General features: G+C 71.1%; 14 protein-coding genes. 9 read left to right on the top strand and 5 right to left on the bottom strand.

What is annotated here, in order from left to right:
• The first annotated feature begins 23 nt into the window (after positions 1–23).
• On the top strand, positions 24–590 hold the full coding sequence (gene gmhA / locus TSO221_RS29360) for a D-sedoheptulose 7-phosphate isomerase (RefSeq protein WP_109122057.1): 567 nt from the start codon (positions 24–26) through the stop codon (positions 588–590).
• Between the two features lie 20 nt (positions 591–610).
• Entirely contained in the window at positions 611–1,270 is a 660-nt protein-coding gene (locus TSO221_RS29355) for a formyltransferase family protein (RefSeq protein WP_109122056.1), read from the top strand.
• Between the two features lie 22 nt (positions 1,271–1,292).
• Here TSO221_RS29355 and TSO221_RS29350 read toward each other — a convergent pair whose 3' ends face one another.
• The 5 genes from TSO221_RS29350 to TSO221_RS29330 all read right to left on the bottom strand — a co-directional run bounded on the left by TSO221_RS29350 (position 1,293) and on the right by TSO221_RS29330 (position 7,586).
• Positions 1,293–3,956, bottom strand: coding sequence for a calcium-binding protein (locus TSO221_RS29350; protein WP_109122055.1), 2,664 nt, complete (start codon positions 3,954–3,956; stop codon positions 1,293–1,295).
• Between the two features lie 46 nt (positions 3,957–4,002).
• Entirely contained in the window at positions 4,003–4,434 is a 432-nt protein-coding gene (locus tag TSO221_RS29345) for a hypothetical protein (protein WP_109122054.1), read from the bottom strand.
• Positions 4,431–5,300, bottom strand: coding sequence for a dTDP-4-dehydrorhamnose reductase (rfbD, locus tag TSO221_RS29340; RefSeq protein WP_109122053.1), 870 nt, complete (start codon positions 5,298–5,300; stop codon positions 4,431–4,433). Before rfbD ends, TSO221_RS29345 begins: the two co-directional genes overlap by 4 nt.
• A 32-nt stretch (positions 5,301–5,332) precedes the next feature.
• Positions 5,333–6,406 (bottom strand): dTDP-glucose 4,6-dehydratase, encoded by a 1,074-nt coding sequence (gene rfbB, locus TSO221_RS29335; protein ID WP_348770298.1) that lies wholly within the window; start codon positions 6,404–6,406, stop codon positions 5,333–5,335.
• A 127-nt stretch (positions 6,407–6,533) separates the two neighbouring features.
• Complete coding sequence (locus TSO221_RS29330; protein ID WP_109122051.1) at positions 6,534–7,586, bottom strand: acyltransferase; 1,053 nt, start codon at positions 7,584–7,586, stop codon at positions 6,534–6,536.
• A gap of 142 nt (positions 7,587–7,728) precedes the next feature.
• Here TSO221_RS29330 and TSO221_RS29325 point away from each other — a divergent pair, with 142 nt between their 5' ends.
• The 7 genes from TSO221_RS29325 to TSO221_RS29295 form a co-directional block, all read left to right on the top strand.
• Positions 7,729–8,856 (top strand): glycosyltransferase family 4 protein, encoded by a 1,128-nt coding sequence (locus tag TSO221_RS29325; RefSeq protein ID WP_109122050.1) that lies wholly within the window; start codon positions 7,729–7,731, stop codon positions 8,854–8,856.
• A gap of 222 nt (positions 8,857–9,078) precedes the next feature.
• A complete protein-coding gene (locus tag TSO221_RS35720; RefSeq protein ID WP_158284246.1) occupies positions 9,079–9,522 on the top strand; it encodes a hypothetical protein in 444 nt (147 codons plus the stop codon).
• Positions 9,523–9,553: 31 nt separating this feature from the next.
• Positions 9,554–11,749 carry a peptidase domain-containing ABC transporter gene (locus TSO221_RS29315; RefSeq protein WP_109122048.1) on the top strand — a complete coding sequence of 732 codons (2,196 nt, stop codon included), beginning with the start codon at positions 9,554–9,556 and terminating at the stop codon, positions 11,747–11,749.
• A 15-nt stretch (positions 11,750–11,764) separates the two neighbouring features.
• Positions 11,765–13,249, top strand: coding sequence for an HlyD family type I secretion periplasmic adaptor subunit (locus TSO221_RS29310; RefSeq protein WP_109122047.1), 1,485 nt, complete (start codon positions 11,765–11,767; stop codon positions 13,247–13,249).
• 129 nt (positions 13,250–13,378) lie between these two features.
• The gene (locus tag TSO221_RS29305) at positions 13,379–14,329 is read left to right on the top strand and encodes a UDP-glucuronic acid decarboxylase family protein (protein WP_109122046.1); all 951 of its coding nucleotides are present in this window, start codon (positions 13,379–13,381) and stop codon (positions 14,327–14,329) included.
• Between the two features lie 18 nt (positions 14,330–14,347).
• Positions 14,348–16,168, top strand: a complete 1,821-nt coding sequence (locus TSO221_RS29300; RefSeq protein ID WP_247878319.1) for a glycosyltransferase — start codon at positions 14,348–14,350, stop codon at positions 16,166–16,168.
• 405 nt (positions 16,169–16,573) lie between these two features.
• Positions 16,574–17,972 (top strand): calcium-binding protein (locus tag TSO221_RS29295; RefSeq protein WP_146208940.1); only part of this gene is annotated, 1,399 nt, incomplete at its 3' end.

The following is a 17,972-nucleotide window of genomic DNA, read 5'->3' as shown; positions in this document are numbered from 1 at the left end:
TCATGCAGACAGGTCCCTCCCCCATGCACGACACCATCACCTCGGCGTTCATCGAGTCCGCCCGCAACCTCGAGGCGCTGACCGCGCAGGCCGACCATGTCGCCGCCGCCGCCGGCCTGATGATCGAGGCGTTGCGCGGCGGCGGCAAGGTCATGTTCTGCGGCAACGGCGGCTCGGCCGCCGACTCCCAGCACTTCGCGGCCGAACTGATGGGGCGCTTCCTGGTCGACCGGCCGCCGCTGCCGGCAGTGGCGCTGACCGTCGATACCTCGGCGCTGACCGCCATCGGCAACGACTATTCCTACGACGACATCTTCTCCCGCCAGCTGCGCGGCATCGGGCGGGCGGGCGACGTGCTGGTCGGCATCTCCACCAGCGGCAACAGCCGCAACGTGGTGGCGGCGCTGCAGGCGGCGCGCGAGCTGGGCATCCGCACCATCGGGCTGACCGGGCAGGGCGGCGGGGCGATGGCGGCGCTGTGCGACGTGGCGCTGTGTGTGCCCTCCAACAAGACCCCGCGCATCCAGGAGATGCACCTGGCGGTCGGGCACATGCTCTGCCAGCTCGTCGAAGAGGCCTTCCTCGGCTGACCGCCGCTCCGGGGTCCGCGATGCCGCGCTCCATCGTCCTGCTCTGCCCGCCGGATGACCGCTTCCATCTGGCCAGCATGCTCGCCGTCCACAACCCGGCGCTGACGGTCACCGCGGTGAGCACGGCCGAGGCGCTGGAGGGAGTCTTGGCGGCGGTGGACCCGGACACCCGGCTGATCGCCTTCCGCACCGGCGTCGTCGTGCCGGAGCGCCTGCTGGCCCGGCTGCAAGGGCCGGCCTACAACTTCCATCCCGGTCCGCCCGCCTTTCCGGGCAAACATCCGGTGGCGTTCGCGCTGTACGACGGCGCGGCGCGCTTCGGCGCCACGGCGCACGAGATGGCGGCGGTGGTCGACTCCGGCCCGATCGTTGGGGTCGCCGAGTTCGAGGTCGGCTTGGCGGCGAGCTACGCCGACGTGAACGAGCGTGCGATCGGCGCGATGATCCACCTGTTCCTGCGGCTGGCCCAGCCGTTGGCGGCGTCGCCGGGGCCACTGCCCCGGCTGCCCGTCGCCTGGGGGCCGCGGCGCTGCTCGCAGAAGGCGCTGGAGGCGCTGTGCGCCCTGACGCCGGACCTGGACCCGACGGAGCTGCAGCGCCGCGTGCGGGCGTTCGGCCCGGTCCCCGGGACGCCGCTGGCGATGACCGTGCACGGCCACCGCTTCGCCTACGCGGGGTGAGGCTTCCGGAAGGGCAGGGCGGTCAGCCGAGGCCGAAGCTGCCGGACGTGAAGCCGGTGGCGCTGGTGAACTTGGCGATCAGGCGGGTCTCCGCGGCGGTGATGGCGCCGTTGCCGTTCTCGTCGGAGACGACGTACAGCGCGCTGTCGGTGCCGTTGTTGGCCAGCACCAGCGCGTCGGCGCCCGGCACCGAGCCGGACACCGCCCCCAACGCCGCCAGGAAGGTGGCGAAGCCGGCGTCGTCGAAGATCGCCACGCTGGTCGACAGGATGACCACCTCGTCGGTCGTCAGATTGATGCTGCCGCCGGCCCGCGTCACCACGGCGAGCGAGCCGCTGCTGTCGTCATCGACCGCCACCCGCAGCGTGTCGGTCAGCGTGACGCTGTCCACCAGCGGCTGGAAGTTGGCGTAGGTGTCGTAGCCGCTGTTGCTCCCGGCGGCGCTGCCGTCGGCGGCGCTGGCGAAGACGATGCGGTCGACGCCGGACTCGGCGTGCATCGTCACCGTGTCGGCGCCGCCGTTGCCCTGGAAGCGGATGTCGCCGCTGGTGACGGTGATGCGGTCGGCTGCGGCCCCGCCGGTCAGGCTCTCGATGCCGAGCACGGTCATCGTCGTGCCGAGGTTGCTCAGCGTGACGACGTCGAGGCCGGCACCGCCGACCAGCACGTCGATGGCGGCCAGGACGATCGAATTGCCGGTGGCGTTGCCCAGCGTGATCACGTCGACGCCGGTGCCGCCGCGCAACGTCTCGATGTTGGTCACCGTGGTCGAGCTGCCGACGTTGCCCAGCGTGATCCAGTCGCCGCCGATGCCGCCGGTCAGGGTCTCCAGCGCCGCCACGTACATCGCGTTGCCGGCGTTGTCCAGGGTGATGACGTCGGTGCCGGCGCCGCCGCGCAGCGTCTCGATGCCGCTGACCGCCATGGTGACGCCGGCGGCGCCGACGATGATCCAGTCGCCGGCGGCGCTGCCCTGCAGCGTCTCGATGCCGCTCACCGTCATCGAGACGGTCGCCGCGGCCAGGGTGACGACGTCGCTGCCGGCGGTGCCGACCAGCGTGTCGATGCTGGAGACCGTGATCGAGACGCCGCTGCCGGCCAGGGTGACGACATCCTTGCCGGCGCCGCCGCGCAGCGTCTCGACGCCGCTGACCGTCATGGTGGAGCCGGCGGGGCCCAACGTGACGAGGTCGGCGCCGGCGCCGCCGGCCAGGGTCTCCAGCGCCGCCACGATCATCGCGTTGCCGGAATCGCCCAGGGTGACGACGTCGGTGTTGGCGCCGCCGCGCAGCGTCTCGATGCCGCTCACCGTCATGGTGGCGCCGGCGGCGCCGACGACGATCCAATCGCCGCCCGCACCGCCCTGCAGCGTCTCGACGCCGCTCACCGTCATGGAGCCGCCGAGATTCCCCAGCAGAACCAGGTCGGCGCCGGCGCCGCCGGTCAGCGTGTCGATGGCGGCGAGGATGATCGTGTTGCCGACGGCGCCGAGCGTGACGACGTCCTTGCCGCTGCCGCCGCGCAGCGTCTCGACACCGCTGACGGTCATGGTGGAGCCGAGGTTGCTCAGCGTGATCCAATCGCCGCCGGCTCCGCCCGCCAAAGTCTCCAGCGCCGCCACGATCATCGCGTTGCCGGTGTCGCCCAGGGTGACGACGTCGGTCCCTGCGCCGCCGCGCAGCGTCTCGATGCCGCTGACGGTCATGGTGTTGCCGAGGGCGCCCAGCGTCACCCAGTCGCCACCGGCGCCGCCGACCAGCACGTCGAGCATGCTCGCCGTCAGGGCGTTGCCGCCCGCGCCGAGGGTGACGACGTCGTTGCCGGCCCCGCCGGTCAGGGTTTCGATCCCTGACACCGTGATGGCGCCACCGGCGCTGCCCAGCGAGATGACGTCGGTCCCTGCGCCGCCGGCCAGCGTCTCGACGCCGCTGACGGTCATGGTCGAGCCGGCCGGCCCCAGCGTGACCAGGTCGGCGCCCGTCGAACCGGCCAGGGATTCCAGCGAGGCGACGATGAGCGTGGCGCCGCTGCCGCCCAGCGTGACGATGTCGGTGTTGGCGCCGCCGCGCAGCGTCTCGACGCCGGACACCGTCATGGTGCTGCCGCGGTTGCTCAGCGTGACCCAGTCGCCGCCGGTGCCGCCGGTCAGGGTCTCGATGCCGACCAGGATCATCGCGTTGCCGCCGTTGCCGAGCGTGATGACGTCGACCCCCGCGCCGCCGCGCAGCGTCTCGACCCCGCTCACCAGCGTGGTGGAGCCGGCGGCCCCCAGGTTGACCCAGTCGCCGCCGGCGTTGCCGGTGAGCATCTCGACGCCGGACACCGTCAGGCTGCTGGTGCCGCTGCCGATGGTGACGATGTCGGTGTTGGCGCCGCCCGCCAGGGTCTCGATGCCGGACACCACCATGGTGATCCCGGTGCCGTCCAGCGTGACCACGTCGGTGTTTCCGCCGCCGTTCAGCGCCTCGATTCCGCCCAGCAGGGTGATGGTGTTGCCGATGGGCGCCAGCGTCACCGTGTCGGTTCCCGCGCCGCCCGCCAGGGATTCGACGGTGCCCGAGACGGTCAGCGCCATGCCGGCGGCGTTCAGCGTGACCAGGTCCAGCCCGGCGCTGCCGACGAGCACGGTGACGCCCGCCGCCAGGGTGACCGTCTCGCCGCTGGCGCTCAGGGTGTAGGTGGTCATGGTGACCGTCTCCGATGCAGGCTTGGCAGGGTGGGGCGGGGCGCTCTCAATGGGGCAGGGCGGCGGCCAGGCGGTCGACGACGCGCATGATTCCCTGGGCGATGCGGATGATCGCCGGCGAGTTGACGAACAGCTCGCGCAGCGCGCGCTCCTCGCCGAACTTCAGGACGAAGCCGTTGGGGTTGAAGATCACCGCCAGCCGCGCCTCGTCGGACAGCACGTGTTGGGTGCGGCCCTGGTAGACGGCGTCGATGAGAGCGCGCGCGAAGTCCCGCGCGTCGTCCTCGCCCAGTGCGGCGATCTCGGCCGGCTGCCGGCTCTCGTTGAACTGGAACACCGCGTCGAGCCGGACCAGCCCCGCCTCGTCCACATGGATCATCAGGTGGGACAGCGGCTTGCCGGCCGGGAACAGGAAGCTGCGGTCGTCGAGTTCGACGTTGACCGTCAGCGACCGCTGGGCCAGGGCGACCGCGCTCATGCGGCGAGCAGCTGCCGGACCACCCCGCCGAGCGCGTCGCGCCACGCCGGGGCGGGCAGGCCGAAGCGCGCGGCGAAGCGGGCGGTGTCGAGGACGGAGTTGGCCGGCCGGCGCGCCGGCGTCGGGTAGTCGGCCGTGGCGATGGCGTCGAGGCGCGGCGGGGCGAGCCCGGTGGCGCGCCGGCGCTCCTCGAAGATCGCCTCGGCGAAGCCGTGCCACGTGGTCGGCGGCGCGCCGCAGCAGTGGTAGGTCCCCCACCCCTCGCCGGTCGCCAGGACGTGGCGGGCCACCGCGACGGCCGCCGACGCGAGGTCGGCGGCGGCGGTCGGGCAGCCCCGCTGGTCGGCGACGATGCCCAGCCGCTCGCGCTCGGCGCCGAGGCGCAGCATGGTGCGCACGAAGTTGTTGCCGTGCGCGCCGAACACCCAGGCGGTGCGCAGGATGACGTGGCGGGGGCCGGCGGCCCGCACCGCCGCCTCGCCGGCCGCCTTGCTGGCGCCGTAGACGCCGAGCGGGGCGATCGGGTCGTCCTCCCGCCAGGGGCCGTCCTTGGCGCCGTCGAAGACGTAGTCGGTGGAGTAGTGGATCAGCGGCACGCCGGCCGCGGCGCAGGCGGCGGCGATGTGCCCGGCGCCGTCGCGGTTGACGGCGAAGGCCTGCTCCGCCTCCGTCTCGGCGCGGTCGACCGCGGTGTAGGCCGCGGTGTTGACGGCGACGTCGGGGCGCGCCGCCTCCACCGCCCGGCGCACCGCGTCGGCGTCGGTGATGTCGGCGCCGGCCCGGCCGAGCGCGGTGACCGTCAGGTCCGGCGCGGCCATGGTGCGCAGCGCGTGGGCGACCTGCCCATCGTGCCCGAAGACGAGCATCCGCACGGTGCCGCTCCTCCTCTTCGGGCCGCTCAGGCGGTGGCCGGCGCGGGCGCCGGGGCGGACAGGCCGAGCCGGTTGCCGTCGTACACCCGCTCGCGGATCCCCTGCCACCAGTCGCTGCGGTCGAGGTACCAGGCGACGGTGCGGCGCAGGCCGCTCTCGAACGTCTCCCGCGGCGTCCAGCCCAGCTCGGCCGCCAGCTTCGAGGCGTCGATGGCGTAGCGCAGGTCGTGCCCGGGGCGGTCGGCGACGAAGCGGATCAGCGAGCGGCGCGGTGCCGCGGCCGGCACCAGCTCGTCGAGGGTGTCGCAGATCGTCTCAACCACGTCGAGGTTGCGGCGCTCGCTGTTGCCGCCGATGTTGTAGGTCTCGCCCAGGCGGCCGCGGGTCGCCACCGTCCACAGCGCGCGGGCGTGGTCCTCGACGTACAGCCAGTCGCGCACGTTGCTGCCGCTGCCGTAGACCGGCAGGGGCTTGCCCTCCAGCCCGTTGAGGATCATCAGCGGGATCAGCTTCTCGGGAAACTGGAAGGGGCCGTAGTTGTTCGAGCAGTTGGTGGTCACCGTCGGCAGACCGAAGGTGTGGTGCCAGGCGCGCACCAGATGGTCGGACGCCGCCTTGGTTGCCGAATAGGGCGAGTTGGGCTGGTAGGGCGTCTCCTCGGTGAAGGCGCCGTCCGGGCCCAGCGAGCCGTACACCTCGTCGGTCGAGACGTGGTGGAAGCGGAAGCGCGCCGCCGCGTCGGGGGGGAGCGACTTCCAGTGCTTCAGCGCCGCCTGCAGCAGCGTGTAGGTGCCGACCACGTTGGTCTGCACGAACACCGCCGGGCCGTCGATCGAGCGGTCGACGTGCGATTCCGCCGCCAGATGGATCACCAGGTCGGGGCGGTGCTCGGCGAACACCCGCGCCAGCGCGGCGGCGTCGCAGATGTCCACCTTCTCGAAGCGGTAGCGCGGGTCGTCCTGCACCGACGCCAGCGATTCCAGCGACGAGGCGTAGGTCAGCGTGTCGACGTTGATGACGGTGGCCGTCGTTTCCTGGATCAGGAAGCGGACCAGGGCGGAGCCGATGAAGCCGGCGCCGCCGGTGACGAGCACTTGCACCGAACCGGACCTTTCTCGCAACGGTGGGCGAACGGCCGGGACCATAGCCGAAATGGCCCCTGCGTGCGAGGCGTTATCGCGCCCGCCTCCCGGATTCCACGGGCTTTCCGGCGCTTCGGAGCGCCGATCAGAGCGCCACTGGGACCGGCTGCGCCGCTTCGCCGCGGGCGGCGACCGCCGCCCGGCGCAGGCGGGTGCGCAGCCGCTGCACCGGCCGCTCGACCCCCAGCACCACCGCCGCCGCTAGGGCCACCGCGAAGGGCAGCGCCGTCGCCAGCAGCGCCGGCCCCACCGGGGCGCCGCCCAGCAACCCGGCCGAGACCAGGATCCCGACGTGCCAGTGGCACAGGAACAGCGGGTAGGAGACGTCGCCGAGGAAGCGGTCCCAGGCCGGCGCGCCGCGCCGTCCCCAGCCCTCGGCCAGCAGCGTCACCGCCGCCGCCGCGGCCGCGACGCTGAGGTAGAGGAAGGCCGGGGCGGAGCGGTCGCCCAGGACCTCGGGGCCCAGCCCGGCGGCGAGCACCAGGGCGAAGGGGAGCAGCCGGACCGCGGCGCCCTCCCGGCGGCGCCCCCAGGCGGCGGCGCCGAGATGGTGCAGCAGCGCCCCGGTGGCGAAGCAGACCGTCGGCCCCCAGACGGTGAAGTAGGCGTGCTCGATCCGGCCGAACAGCAGTGCCCAGGCGGCGATCCCGACGCCGGCGCACCACCATGCGAGGGTGGCGGTGCGCGAGCGCGCCACGCCGGCCGCCATCACCACGTAGTGCAGCAGCTCGATGCCGAGCGACCAGGCCGGCGGCACCAGCCGCACCGGCGCCAGCCCGGGCGTGAGGCTGGGCGGGGTCAGCCCGAAGACGAACAGGTTGGACAGCACGCCGGCGGCGTCCTCCGGCACCTGGATGCTGGCGTGCAGGCGGGCGGTGTCGGCCGGCAGCAGGACGGCCAGGGCGAGGCCGATCAGGGCGATGGTCCAGTAGGTCGGGAAGATGCGCAGCGTCCGGTTGGCGGCGAACGCCGCGAGCCCGGTCACCGGGGCGTCGTAGGTCTCCGACAGGATGCGGGTGATCAGGTAGCCGGAGATCACGTAGAAGCAGAACACCGACGTCATCGCCAGATGGTCGCCGTAGCCGCTGAGATGGAGCACCATCACGTTCAGCGCCAGAAAGAAGCGGAACGCACCCACGCCGAAAACCCCGTCATGCCCGAAGCCGGGCGCTACCGTACCCGCCCGCCGCCCGCGTTGGAAGGCGCCGCATTGATCGGACGCCGCGGTCCGGATAGAAGCGGTCGGCAACTTTCATAGGGCGGGATGCGGGCGAGGCGGCATGACGGAACGGATCCTGCTCTGGCACTGGGGACGGCGCGGCGGCGGCCCGCGCTACACGCTGGAACTCGCCCGCGCGCTCGCCGCGCGCGGCGACGCCGAGGTGCACCTCAGCTGGTCGCGCCAGTCGGAGCTGGCGGACGCCACCGCCGGGCTCGGCCTGCCGTCCTTCCCGGTCGACACGTACAACGGCCTGTTCAGCGCCGCCCGGGCGACGCTGCGCCTGCCGCTGCTGCGCCGGCGCTTCGCCCGCTACATCGCCGACCACGGCATCGGCACCGTCTTCTGCACCATGAACCACCTGTGGAACGCCGCGGTGGTGCCGGCGCTGCGGCCGGCCGGGGCGCGCTACGTGCTGGCGCTGCACGACGCGCTGCCGCATCCCGGCGAGGACACCCCCTGGCGGCGCTGGACGCTGATGCGCGACCTCGCGGCCACCGACGGCGTTATCGCGCTGTCGGAGCACGTGCGCGGCCAGCTCGTCGGGGTGCACGGCTACGACCGGGCGCGCACCTGGGTGCTGCCGCACGGCGTGTTCTCCTTCGGCCCGGCCGAACCGCGCCGGCTGCGGCCGGGCCAGCCGGTGCGGCTGTGCTTCTTCGGGCGCATCCTGGCGTACAAGGGCGTCGACATCCTGCTCGACGCGTACGCCCGGCTGCGCCGGCGGTACGGGGCGGGGGTCGAGCTGCTCGTCGCCGGCTCCGGCCCGCTGGAGCCGTACGCCTCGGCCCTCGCCGGGCTGGAGGGTGTACGCGTCGACAACCGCTGGATCGCCGAGGAGGAGATCCCGCGCGTGCTGGAGCCGGCCGACCTGCTGATCCTGCCGTACCGCGAGGCCAGCCAGTCGGGGGTGGTGCCGACCGCCTGCGGCATGGGCCTGCCGGTGGTGGTCACGCCGGTCGGCGGCTTGGTCGAGCAGGTGGAGGAGGGGCGTACGGGCCGCATCGCCGCCGCCGTGACCGCCGAGGCGGTGGCCGCCGCGGCCGCCGCACTGATCGACGATCCCGAGGGCTACGCCCGCTGTTCGCAGGGCGCGCTCGCCTTCGCCCGCGACCGATTGTCGTGGGAGGCCATCGCCGCGGGCTATCTCGACGTGGCCGCGGCCGTACGCGGCGCCGGTTCCCGGTAAAGGCCACAAAAAAACGCATTGCGCTGCGAGGGAGCGATGCGATAGGGGAACAGGCATGAACGCGCGGAACCCTCGGACGGTCCGGACGATCGGATTCTCGCATCCGCCGACACGCCTTCGCCCGTGCCACGGTGAGGCGGGTTTCCGTTCCCCGGCGTGGCCGGACCGGAAGCGGGCGTGCTGTGTGACGTGCGGGGCCGGCCCGCAAGCGGAGCGTACCCGATGAACAACCCAGATCTCTTCGTCGACGGGGTCCTCAACGTCACCCTGGTCAAGGGGATGATCCGGCTCGACCTCTTCAGCCTGTCGGCCACTGAATATCGGGACGGGCAGCCGCAGCCGGAGTTCCGCCAGCGGCTGGTGATGAGTCCGCAGACCCTGGTGGCGCTGCAGCAGGAGCTGCAGGCGGCCATCGTGGCGCTGCGCGAACGCGGGCTGATCCCGATGATGCCCTCCAGCGGCGGCCCGCAGGTGCCCACGCCCCTGTCGGCACAGTCCGTCACGCCACCCAAGCCGGCGGCCGGTTCCGACGCCTCCGGCCCGGAGCCCCGCGAGGGGCCGGCGGAGGACCCCGCCGCGGCGTCCCAGCCGGCCGCCGAGCCGCAGCCGCCTTCCCCGCCCCGCCCCCCCCGCTCGCGGAACTTCCCGAGCACCCTGGGTGCGTGACGATTCCGGGACCCTCTGAGTACGGGATGCGATGACACTGGCCAACATCGAGACCAAGCAGGCGCCTTCCGTGCCCGACGCCGCCCCGCCCGACGACGCCTGCGAGCACACCGGGCTGCGCTGCCTGGTGCTGGTCATGCGCCACCACCGGACGGACGTCTCGGTCGACCGGCTGAAGCACGACTTCAACATGCGCAACGAGGAGGCCGAACCCGCCTTGCTCGTGCGCATCGCGCGGGAATCGGGCCTGCACAGCCGCCACCGCCGGCTGAACTGGGCGACCCTGGTGAAGCTCGGGGCGGCCTTCCCGGTGGTCGTGCGCCTGAAGAACGGCAACTGGGTCATCGTCACCGCGGTCCAGCCCGAGGAGGACAAGGTCCGGGTCTTCGACCCGCTGGGCGAGGACGGCAAGCACCTGGCGGTCGGCCGCGCCGACTTCTGCGAGGCGTGGAGCGGCGACGCGGTGTTCGTCAAGCGCTCCTACCGCCTGGGCGACCCCAACCAGCCGTTCAGCCTGCGCTGGTTCGTGCCGGAGATCCTGCGCCAGCGCGCGCTGTTCCGCGACGTCGCCGTCGCCGCCATCCTGCTGTCGCTGCTGACCATGTCGGCGCCGATGTTCATGATGCTCGTGTTCGACCGCGTCGTTCCCTACAACGCCAAGGACACGCTGATCATCCTGTCCATCGGCGTGTGCGTCGCGCTGCTGTTCGAGACGATCTACACCTTCCTGCGGCAGTACCTGCTGCTGTACGCGACCAACAAGATCGACATCCGCATCGCCGTGCGGATCTTCTCGCACCTGATGCGGCTGCCGATCCACTTCTTCGAGCGGAACTCTGCCGGCATCCTCATCAAGCACATGCAGCAGGCGTCGGCGATCCGCAACTTCCTGACGGGTTCGCTGTTCGCGACGATCCTCGACAACGTCATGCTGCTCGTGACGCTGCCGTTCATGTTCATGCTGAGCCCGCTCCTGGCGCTCGTCGTGCTGATCTTCACCGCCCTGACGGCGCTGACCATCGGCATCATGATCCCGTACTTCCAGCGCCGGCTGAAGGCGCTGTACGAGGCGGACGGCGCCCGCCAGGCGCTGCTGGTCGAGACCATCAACGGCATGCGCACCATCAAGTCGCTGGCGCTCGAGCCGCAGCAGCGGCGCGAGTGGGACGAGCGCTCGGCCCGCACCGTCATGATGCTCTACTCGGTGGGCAAGATCTCGCTGTTCGGCTCCTCGGTCACCACCTTCCTGGGCAAGCTGATGATGGCGGCGATCATCGTCGTCGGCGCGCTGATGGTGATCGACGGCAGCCTGTCGATCGGCTCGCTGATCGCCTTCAACATGCTGGTCGGGCGCGTCACCCAGCCGCTGATCCAGATCGTCGGCCTGGTGCACTCCTACCAGGAGACCTCGCTGGCGGTGAAGATGCTGGGCAACGTGATGAACGCGCCGACCGAGCGCGCCACGGTGGACGGCCTGCGCCCGGCGCTGACCGGCGAGATCGAGTTCGACCGCGTGCTGTTCCGCTACACCGACGACGGCCCGCCGGCGCTCGACAACCTCGGCTTCCGCATCGCCCCCGGCACCATCTTCGGCTTGGTCGGGCGCAGCGGCTCGGGCAAGACCACGATCACCCGGATGATCCAGGGGCTCTACACGCCCCAGCAGGGCGTGATCCGCTTCAACGGCTACGATCTCAAGGAGATCGACCTGGTGCACCTGCGCACCCACATCGGCGTGGTGCTGCAGGACAACTTCCTCTTCCACGGCACGGTGCGCGACAATATCGCCGCCGCCATCCCCGGCGCCACCATCGCCCAGGTGGTGGAGGCGGCGACGCTGGCCGGCGCGGCCGAGTTCATCGAGCAGTTGCCGCGCGGCTACGACACCATGCTGGAGGAGAACGGCTCCAACCTGTCGGGCGGGCAGAAGCAGCGCCTGGCGATCGCCCGCGCGCTGATCACCAAGCCGAAGATCCTGATCCTCGACGAGGCGACCAGCGCGCTGGACCCGGAGAGCGAGGCGATCATCCAGCGCAACCTGAAGGCCATCGCCCACGGCCGCACGCTGATCATCGTCTCGCACCGCCTGTCGAGCCTGGTGTCGGCCGACGCCATCCTGGTGATGAACCGCGGGCGGATCGAGGGAATCGGCCGCCACAAGGATATGCTGACGCAGAGCCCGACCTACCGGCACCTCTGGGACCAGCAAACCAAGCACCTCGGCTAGCGGATTGCACCCGGCATGACGACCACCCCCCGCATTGCCCCCTCCGCCAAGCCGGCCCCCGCCCAGCAGGGCGCGGTCATCGGCCGCATCGTGCCGGAGCAGGTCCCCGCCCCCGAACCGGCGCCGGCAGCACCGCCCCCGCCGCCGCCCAAGAAGCCGGAGGCGGCCGGCTACCGGCTGGTCCGCCCGAAGATCGCCATCGAGTTCCAGCCCGACGCGGTCGAGGTGGAGGAGGCGCCGCCGCCGCGCATCGCCTTCCTCACCCTGTACGTCATCCTCGCCACGCTCGCCTGTTTCGTGACCTGGGCGTCGATCGCCGAGATCGACCGCGTGGTGGCCGCCGCCGGCAAGATCGTCACCACCCGGCCGCACATCGCGCTGCAGCCGCTGGAGACCTCGATCATCCGCGAGCTCAGCGCGCGCCCCGGCGACATGGTGAAGAAGGGCGACGTGCTGGCGCTGCTCGACCCCACCTTCACCGGCGCCGACCTCGCCGACCTGCAGGGGCGCTACCGCAGCTTCCAGGCGGAGGCGCAGCGGCTGGAGGCGGAGCTGAAGGGCGTGCCCTTCGCCCTGTCCGACAAGCCCAGCGACGACGACCTGCTGCAGCACAGCCTGTACACCCGGCGCATGGCCTCCTACAGGGCGCAGGTGGACTCCTACGATCAGGACATCAAGCGCGGCGAGACGGCGAAGCGCACCGCCGAGGACGACATCCGCGTGCTGACCGAGCGCATGCGCATCGCCGACGAGATCGTCAAGATGCGCGCTCAACTGAAGGAGCAGCAGGTCGGCTCGCAGCTCAACCTGTTGATCGCCACCAACGACCGTCTCAGCATCACGCGCGACCTGGAGCGCGTGCGCAACCAGCTGCAGGAGGCCGGGCTGCTGATCCGCTCCAGCCGGGCCAAGCTGGACGCCTTCGTCCAGGACTGGGGCCAACAGGTGGCGACCAAGCTGGTCGAGGCGCAGCGCAACGCCAACCAGATCGCCGAGCAGCTCCGCAAGGTCGAACTGCGCGAGGGCATGGTGCGGCTGGTGGCGCCGGAGGACGCGGTCGTCCTCAGCACCGCCGACAAGACGACCGGCGCCGTGGTGACCAGCGCCGAGACGCTGGTGACGCTGGTGCCGCTGAACGCGCCGGTGGAGGCGGAGGTGCGCATCCAGCCGGCCGACATCGGCTTCCTCAGCATCGGCGCCCCGGTCCGGGTCAAGCTCGACGCCTTCCCCTACACCAAGCACGGCACCGCCGCGGGCACCCTGCTGTCGGTCAGCAGCGACACCATCCTCGACCCGAAGCGGCCGGACCAGCCGGCGTTCTACCGTGCCCGGGTGGCGATCAAGTCATTGGACCTCAAGCTGGTCCCCGACGATTTCCGCCTGATCCCCGGCATGACCGTCGCGTCGGAGATCAACATCGGCAAGCGGTCGGTGCTGTCCTACCTGACGCGCCCGATCACCGGCACCATCGGCGACGCGATGCGGGATTCCTCGCTGTAGAGGCCGCGGGAGTCCCGGCGGCGCCGTCCGCGGTTGGGCCCGCGGTTGGTCGTTGCCGCGTCTGGTTCAAAGTGCTATCGCAACGCCCGGCCGGGCCATGATCCGCGCAGGGACGCCAAGGAGTGCAGGGTGCGCAGCTTCCGTAAACGAGTTCTGGTGACCGGCGGCGCCGGTTTCCTTGGATCGCACCTGTGCGAGCGCCTGCTGGCCGCCGACTGCGAGGTGCTGTGCGTCGATAACTTCTTCACCGGGTCGCGGGACAACATCGTCCACCTGATGGGCAACCCGTACTTCGAGGTGATCCGCCACGACGTGACGTTCCCGCTCTACCTTGAGGTGGACGCGATCTACAACCTGGCCTGCCCGGCCTCGCCGGTGCACTACCAGCACGACCCGGTGCAGACGACCAAGACGTCCGTGCACGGCGCCATCAACATGCTGGGCCTGGCCAAGCGGCTGCGTGCGCCGATCCTGCAGGCCTCGACCTCGGAGATCTACGGCGACCCCTCCGTGCACCCGCAGCCCGAGGAGTACTGGGGCAACGTCAACACCATCGGCCCGCGCGCCTGCTACGACGAGGGCAAGCGCTGCGCCGAGACGCTGTTCTTCGACTACAAGCGCCAGTTCGACCTGCCGATCAAGGTGGTGCGGATCTTCAACACCTACGGCCCGCGCATGCACCCCAACGACGGCCGGGTGGTGTCGAACTTCATCGTCCAGGCCCTGAAGGGCGAGCCGATCACGCTGTACGGCGACGGCAGCCAGACGCGCTCCTTCTGCTTCGTCGACGACCTGATCGAGGGCTTCCTGCGCTTCATGGACACGCCTCCCGAGGTCACCGGCCCGCTGAACCTCGGCAACCCCGGCGAGTTCACCATCGCCGAGCTGGCGGAGAAGGTGATCCGGCTGACCGGCTCGCGCTCCGAGCTGGTGTATCTGCCGCTGCCGCAGGACGATCCCAAGCAGCGCCGCCCCGACATCACCAAGGCGCGCAACCTCCTCGACTGGGAGCCGACAATCCAGCTGGAGGAAGGGCTGGAGCGCACCATCGCCTACTTCCGCCGCCTGCTCGACGCGTAAGGCGCAGCCGCCGTGGCCATGCGCCTCGCCTTCATCGACGTCGCCGGCTGGGACTACACGGTCGACACCCCCTACCGGCAGCCGCTCGGCGGGTCGCAGTCGGCGCTGTGCTACTTGGCTGAGGAGCTGGCGGCGCTCGGCCACCGGGTGATGATCGTCAACGGCGTGCCGGACCCGGTGACCAGCCGCGGCGTGCTGGTGCGGCCGCTCGACGCCACGGCGTGGGACGATCTGGCCACCTGCGACGCGGCGATCGTCCTCAACGGCTGCCACCTTCCGTTCGCCCAGGAGCTGCGCCACCGGCTCCCCGACACCCGGCTGGTCTACTGGACCCAGCACGCCCACGACCAGCCGGCCTCCGCCAACCTGGCGGACCCCGCCATGCGCGCGCTGTGGGACCGCTTCGTTCTCATCAGCGACTGGCAGTCGGCCTGCTACCGCGCGGCGTTCGCCCTGCCGGAGGACCGCATCACGGTGCTGCGCAACGCCATCGGGCCGGTCTTCCGCTCCCTGTTCGGTCCGCGGGAGCCGGTCTCGGCGGGGCGCCCGTGGCCGCCGGTGCTCGCCTACACCAGCACGCCGTTCCGCGGCCTGGACGTGCTCCTCGACGCCTTCGGGGCGATCCGTGATGCTATTCCCGGGACCACGCTGAAGGTCTTCTCCAGCATGTCGGTCTACCGGATCGACGGCTCGCGCGACCCGCACGCGGCGCTCTACGAGCGCTGCCGGAGCACCGAGGGGGTGGAGTACGTCGGCTCGCGCCCGCAGCCCGAGCTGGCGGGGATCCTGCGCGGGGTGACGGCACTGGCCTACCCCAACACCTTCCCCGAGACCGCCTGCATCGCCGCCATGGAGGCGATGGCGGCGGGCTGCCTGGTGATCACTGCGGCGCTCGGCGCGCTGCCGGAGACCACGGCGGGCTACGGCTTCCTGGCCACGCCGGTGGCCGACCGCCGGCTCTACGCCGAGCGCTTCGCCGACTTCTCCGTGCGGGTGCTGCGTCTGGCGGCGGAGCGCCCGGACGACGTGGAGCAGCGTCTGCGCGAGCAGGTCCGGCACGTCAACCGCGCAACCACGTGGCGCGCGCGGGCACGCGAATGGAGCGCCTGGCTCGCGGGGGACGTGGCGCACGCCTGGGGCCACCGTGCCGGCGTGGCCGACGCGGCGGCGCTGCCGCCGCGGCCGGCCTTCGCACGCGCCCCCTACGTGCTGGCGCCGTCCGCCGAGGGGGCGCGCTTGGTCAACGCAGCCAGCGCCTCCGGCCGGGCGGCGCTGACCGCGCCGGCTGACGCGCATGGACTCGGCCCCCTCATCGAGGGCTTGGTCCGCCCCTACGACGTGGTGTTGGACGTCGGCGCCGGCAGCGGCGACGCCACCCTGGCGTTCGCGCGTCGAGTCGGTTCCGGCGGGCTGGTGGTGGCCGTCGAATCCGATCCGGCGGACTTCCTGGCGTTGTGTGCAAGTGCCGCGCTGGCCGGGATGCCGCAGATCCGTCCCTTGCCGGCGATGATGGCCGAGGGAGCGGTGGTCGACCTGGAAGGCTTGAGATTCGTCCGCTTGGCGGCGGATTGGAGTGATTCGCTGCCGGATTGGCTGCCGCGACTCGTCGCCCGGTTCCGGCCGGTTCTTCTCATCAGCGTGCGCTCGGAAGCCGCCTTCGCCCAGGTTCGCGGAGGGGATTGGGAGGATTATCGGTTCTTCTGGCATGCGGACGCCCGTTCGACGGCCCCGCTCGCCGTCCTGGCGGTGCCGGGGGAGACGGTGCCGTCCGTTCAAGGTATTCCGGCAGAGCGATTCGCCGATATGGCCGGCGGACCGCCCGGTTCCCAGTCCAACTGATGCCCGTGCCTTAGATACGGATTGCAGTCGGGTGTCTGTCCGATTGCAGATATCCTACTGCTCTTTTGGCGCGGATTGCCCCCCGGGGGGCGCTTTCCAAGGCCGAATCGGCTGCATTCCAAGACAGATCCTGCCGCGGCATGCACGAACGTTGTCAATAGCGCCGCGAATTCCCCCCTTCCTCTGTGGCGGACGGGCAACACGCGGATTTGTTTGCCTTTTTTAAGCGTTGCAACCCTTCCGTATCTGGGTTACCAGATACCCCGTAGGGCTGTAGTGTATCTACGCCCTGAGTCCATGTGTGTGCACCACGCTTCGGTTGATGTCTTCAGTTTGTCCATAGCCCGCCCTGACCCGCATTTGCTGCCGCCCCGCCGGGTGAGACCAAGAGAAGGAAAAAGGTAGATGGCGTACAATGTTAATACCGCCGGCGCTACAGTTACGCTTACCTCGGCGTACACCACCATCACAGGTACGGCGAACACCGACGTCATCACGCTCGCGGCCGCCGGCAACACCGTCACGGTCGAGAGCCTCGATACCTTGACCGGTGCCGCCAACACCGACATCGTCACGCTGAGCGCCGTCGGCAACACGATGGTGGTCGCTGGCACGATCGAGAGCCTGATCGGCGGCGCCAACACCGACATCATCACCTTCGCCGCGAGCGGCGCGACGGTCGCGGTGGGCGGGTCCATCGAGACGCTGGCGGGCGGCGCCAACACCGACGTGGTCGCGCTGGCCGCGACCGGCGCCACGGTCACGCTGACCGGCACCTTCGAGAGCCTGGCGGGCAGCGCCAACACCGACATCGTCACCCTGGCGGTCGTGGGCAACACCATCGCGGTGTCGGGCACAATCGAGTCGTTGGCGGGCGGCGCCAACACCGACATCATCACCCTGGCCGCGACCGGCAACACCGTCGCGGTGTCCAGCATTGAGACGGTGTACGGCGGCGCCAACACCGACGTCGTCACCCTCAGCGCGGTCGGCAACACCATCGCGGTGTCCAGCATCGAGGTGCTGGTGGGCGGCGCGAACACCGACATCGTCACCCTGAGCAACGCTGGCAGCACCATCACGGTGTCCGGCGTCGAGGCGCTGACGACGATCGGTAGCAACACCGACATCGTCACCCTTGGCGCATCCGGCAACACCATCACGCTGACGGGCAACTTCGAGAGCCTGACGGGCGGTGCCAACACCGACGTCGTTACCTTGGGCGCGGCCGGCAACACCATCACGGTGTCGGGCACCATCGAGACCCTGGCGGGCGGTGCCAACACCGACGTCGTCACGCTGGCCGCATCCGGTGCCACGGTCCTGGTGTCGAGCATCGAGAGCTTGGCGGGCAGCGCCAACACCGACGTCGTCACGCTGGGTGCTCTGGGCAACACCATTTCGGTGACGGGCGCCATCGAAGGGCTGGCGGGCGGTGCCAACACCGACATCGTCACGCTGGGCAACGCCGGCAACACCATCATCGTGACGGGCACCATCGAGACGCTGGCGGGCGGTGCCAACACCGACGTCATCTCGGTGTTCGCGACCGGTGCGACGCTCCTGGTCACGGGCATCGAGAGCCTGTCCGGCAGCGCCAACACCGACGTCGTCACGCTCGGCGCGGGCAACAACTCGATCATCGTGTCCAGCGTCGAGACGCTGGCGGGCGGTGCCAACGGCGACTGGGTGACCCTGGGCGCTGCGGGCAACACAATCGCGGTGTCGGGTGTCGAGACGCTGCGCGGCGGTGCCAACACCGACGTCGTCACGCTGGGCAACGCCGGCAACACGCTGATCCTGG

Origin of the sequence: Azospirillum sp. TSO22-1, from assembly GCF_003116015.1 — a bacterium.
In the GTDB taxonomy this organism is placed as follows: domain Bacteria; phylum Pseudomonadota; class Alphaproteobacteria; order Azospirillales; family Azospirillaceae; genus Azospirillum.
The sequence above is the reverse complement of the archived record's forward strand: the minus strand, read 5'-3'. Positions and strand labels throughout refer to the sequence as shown.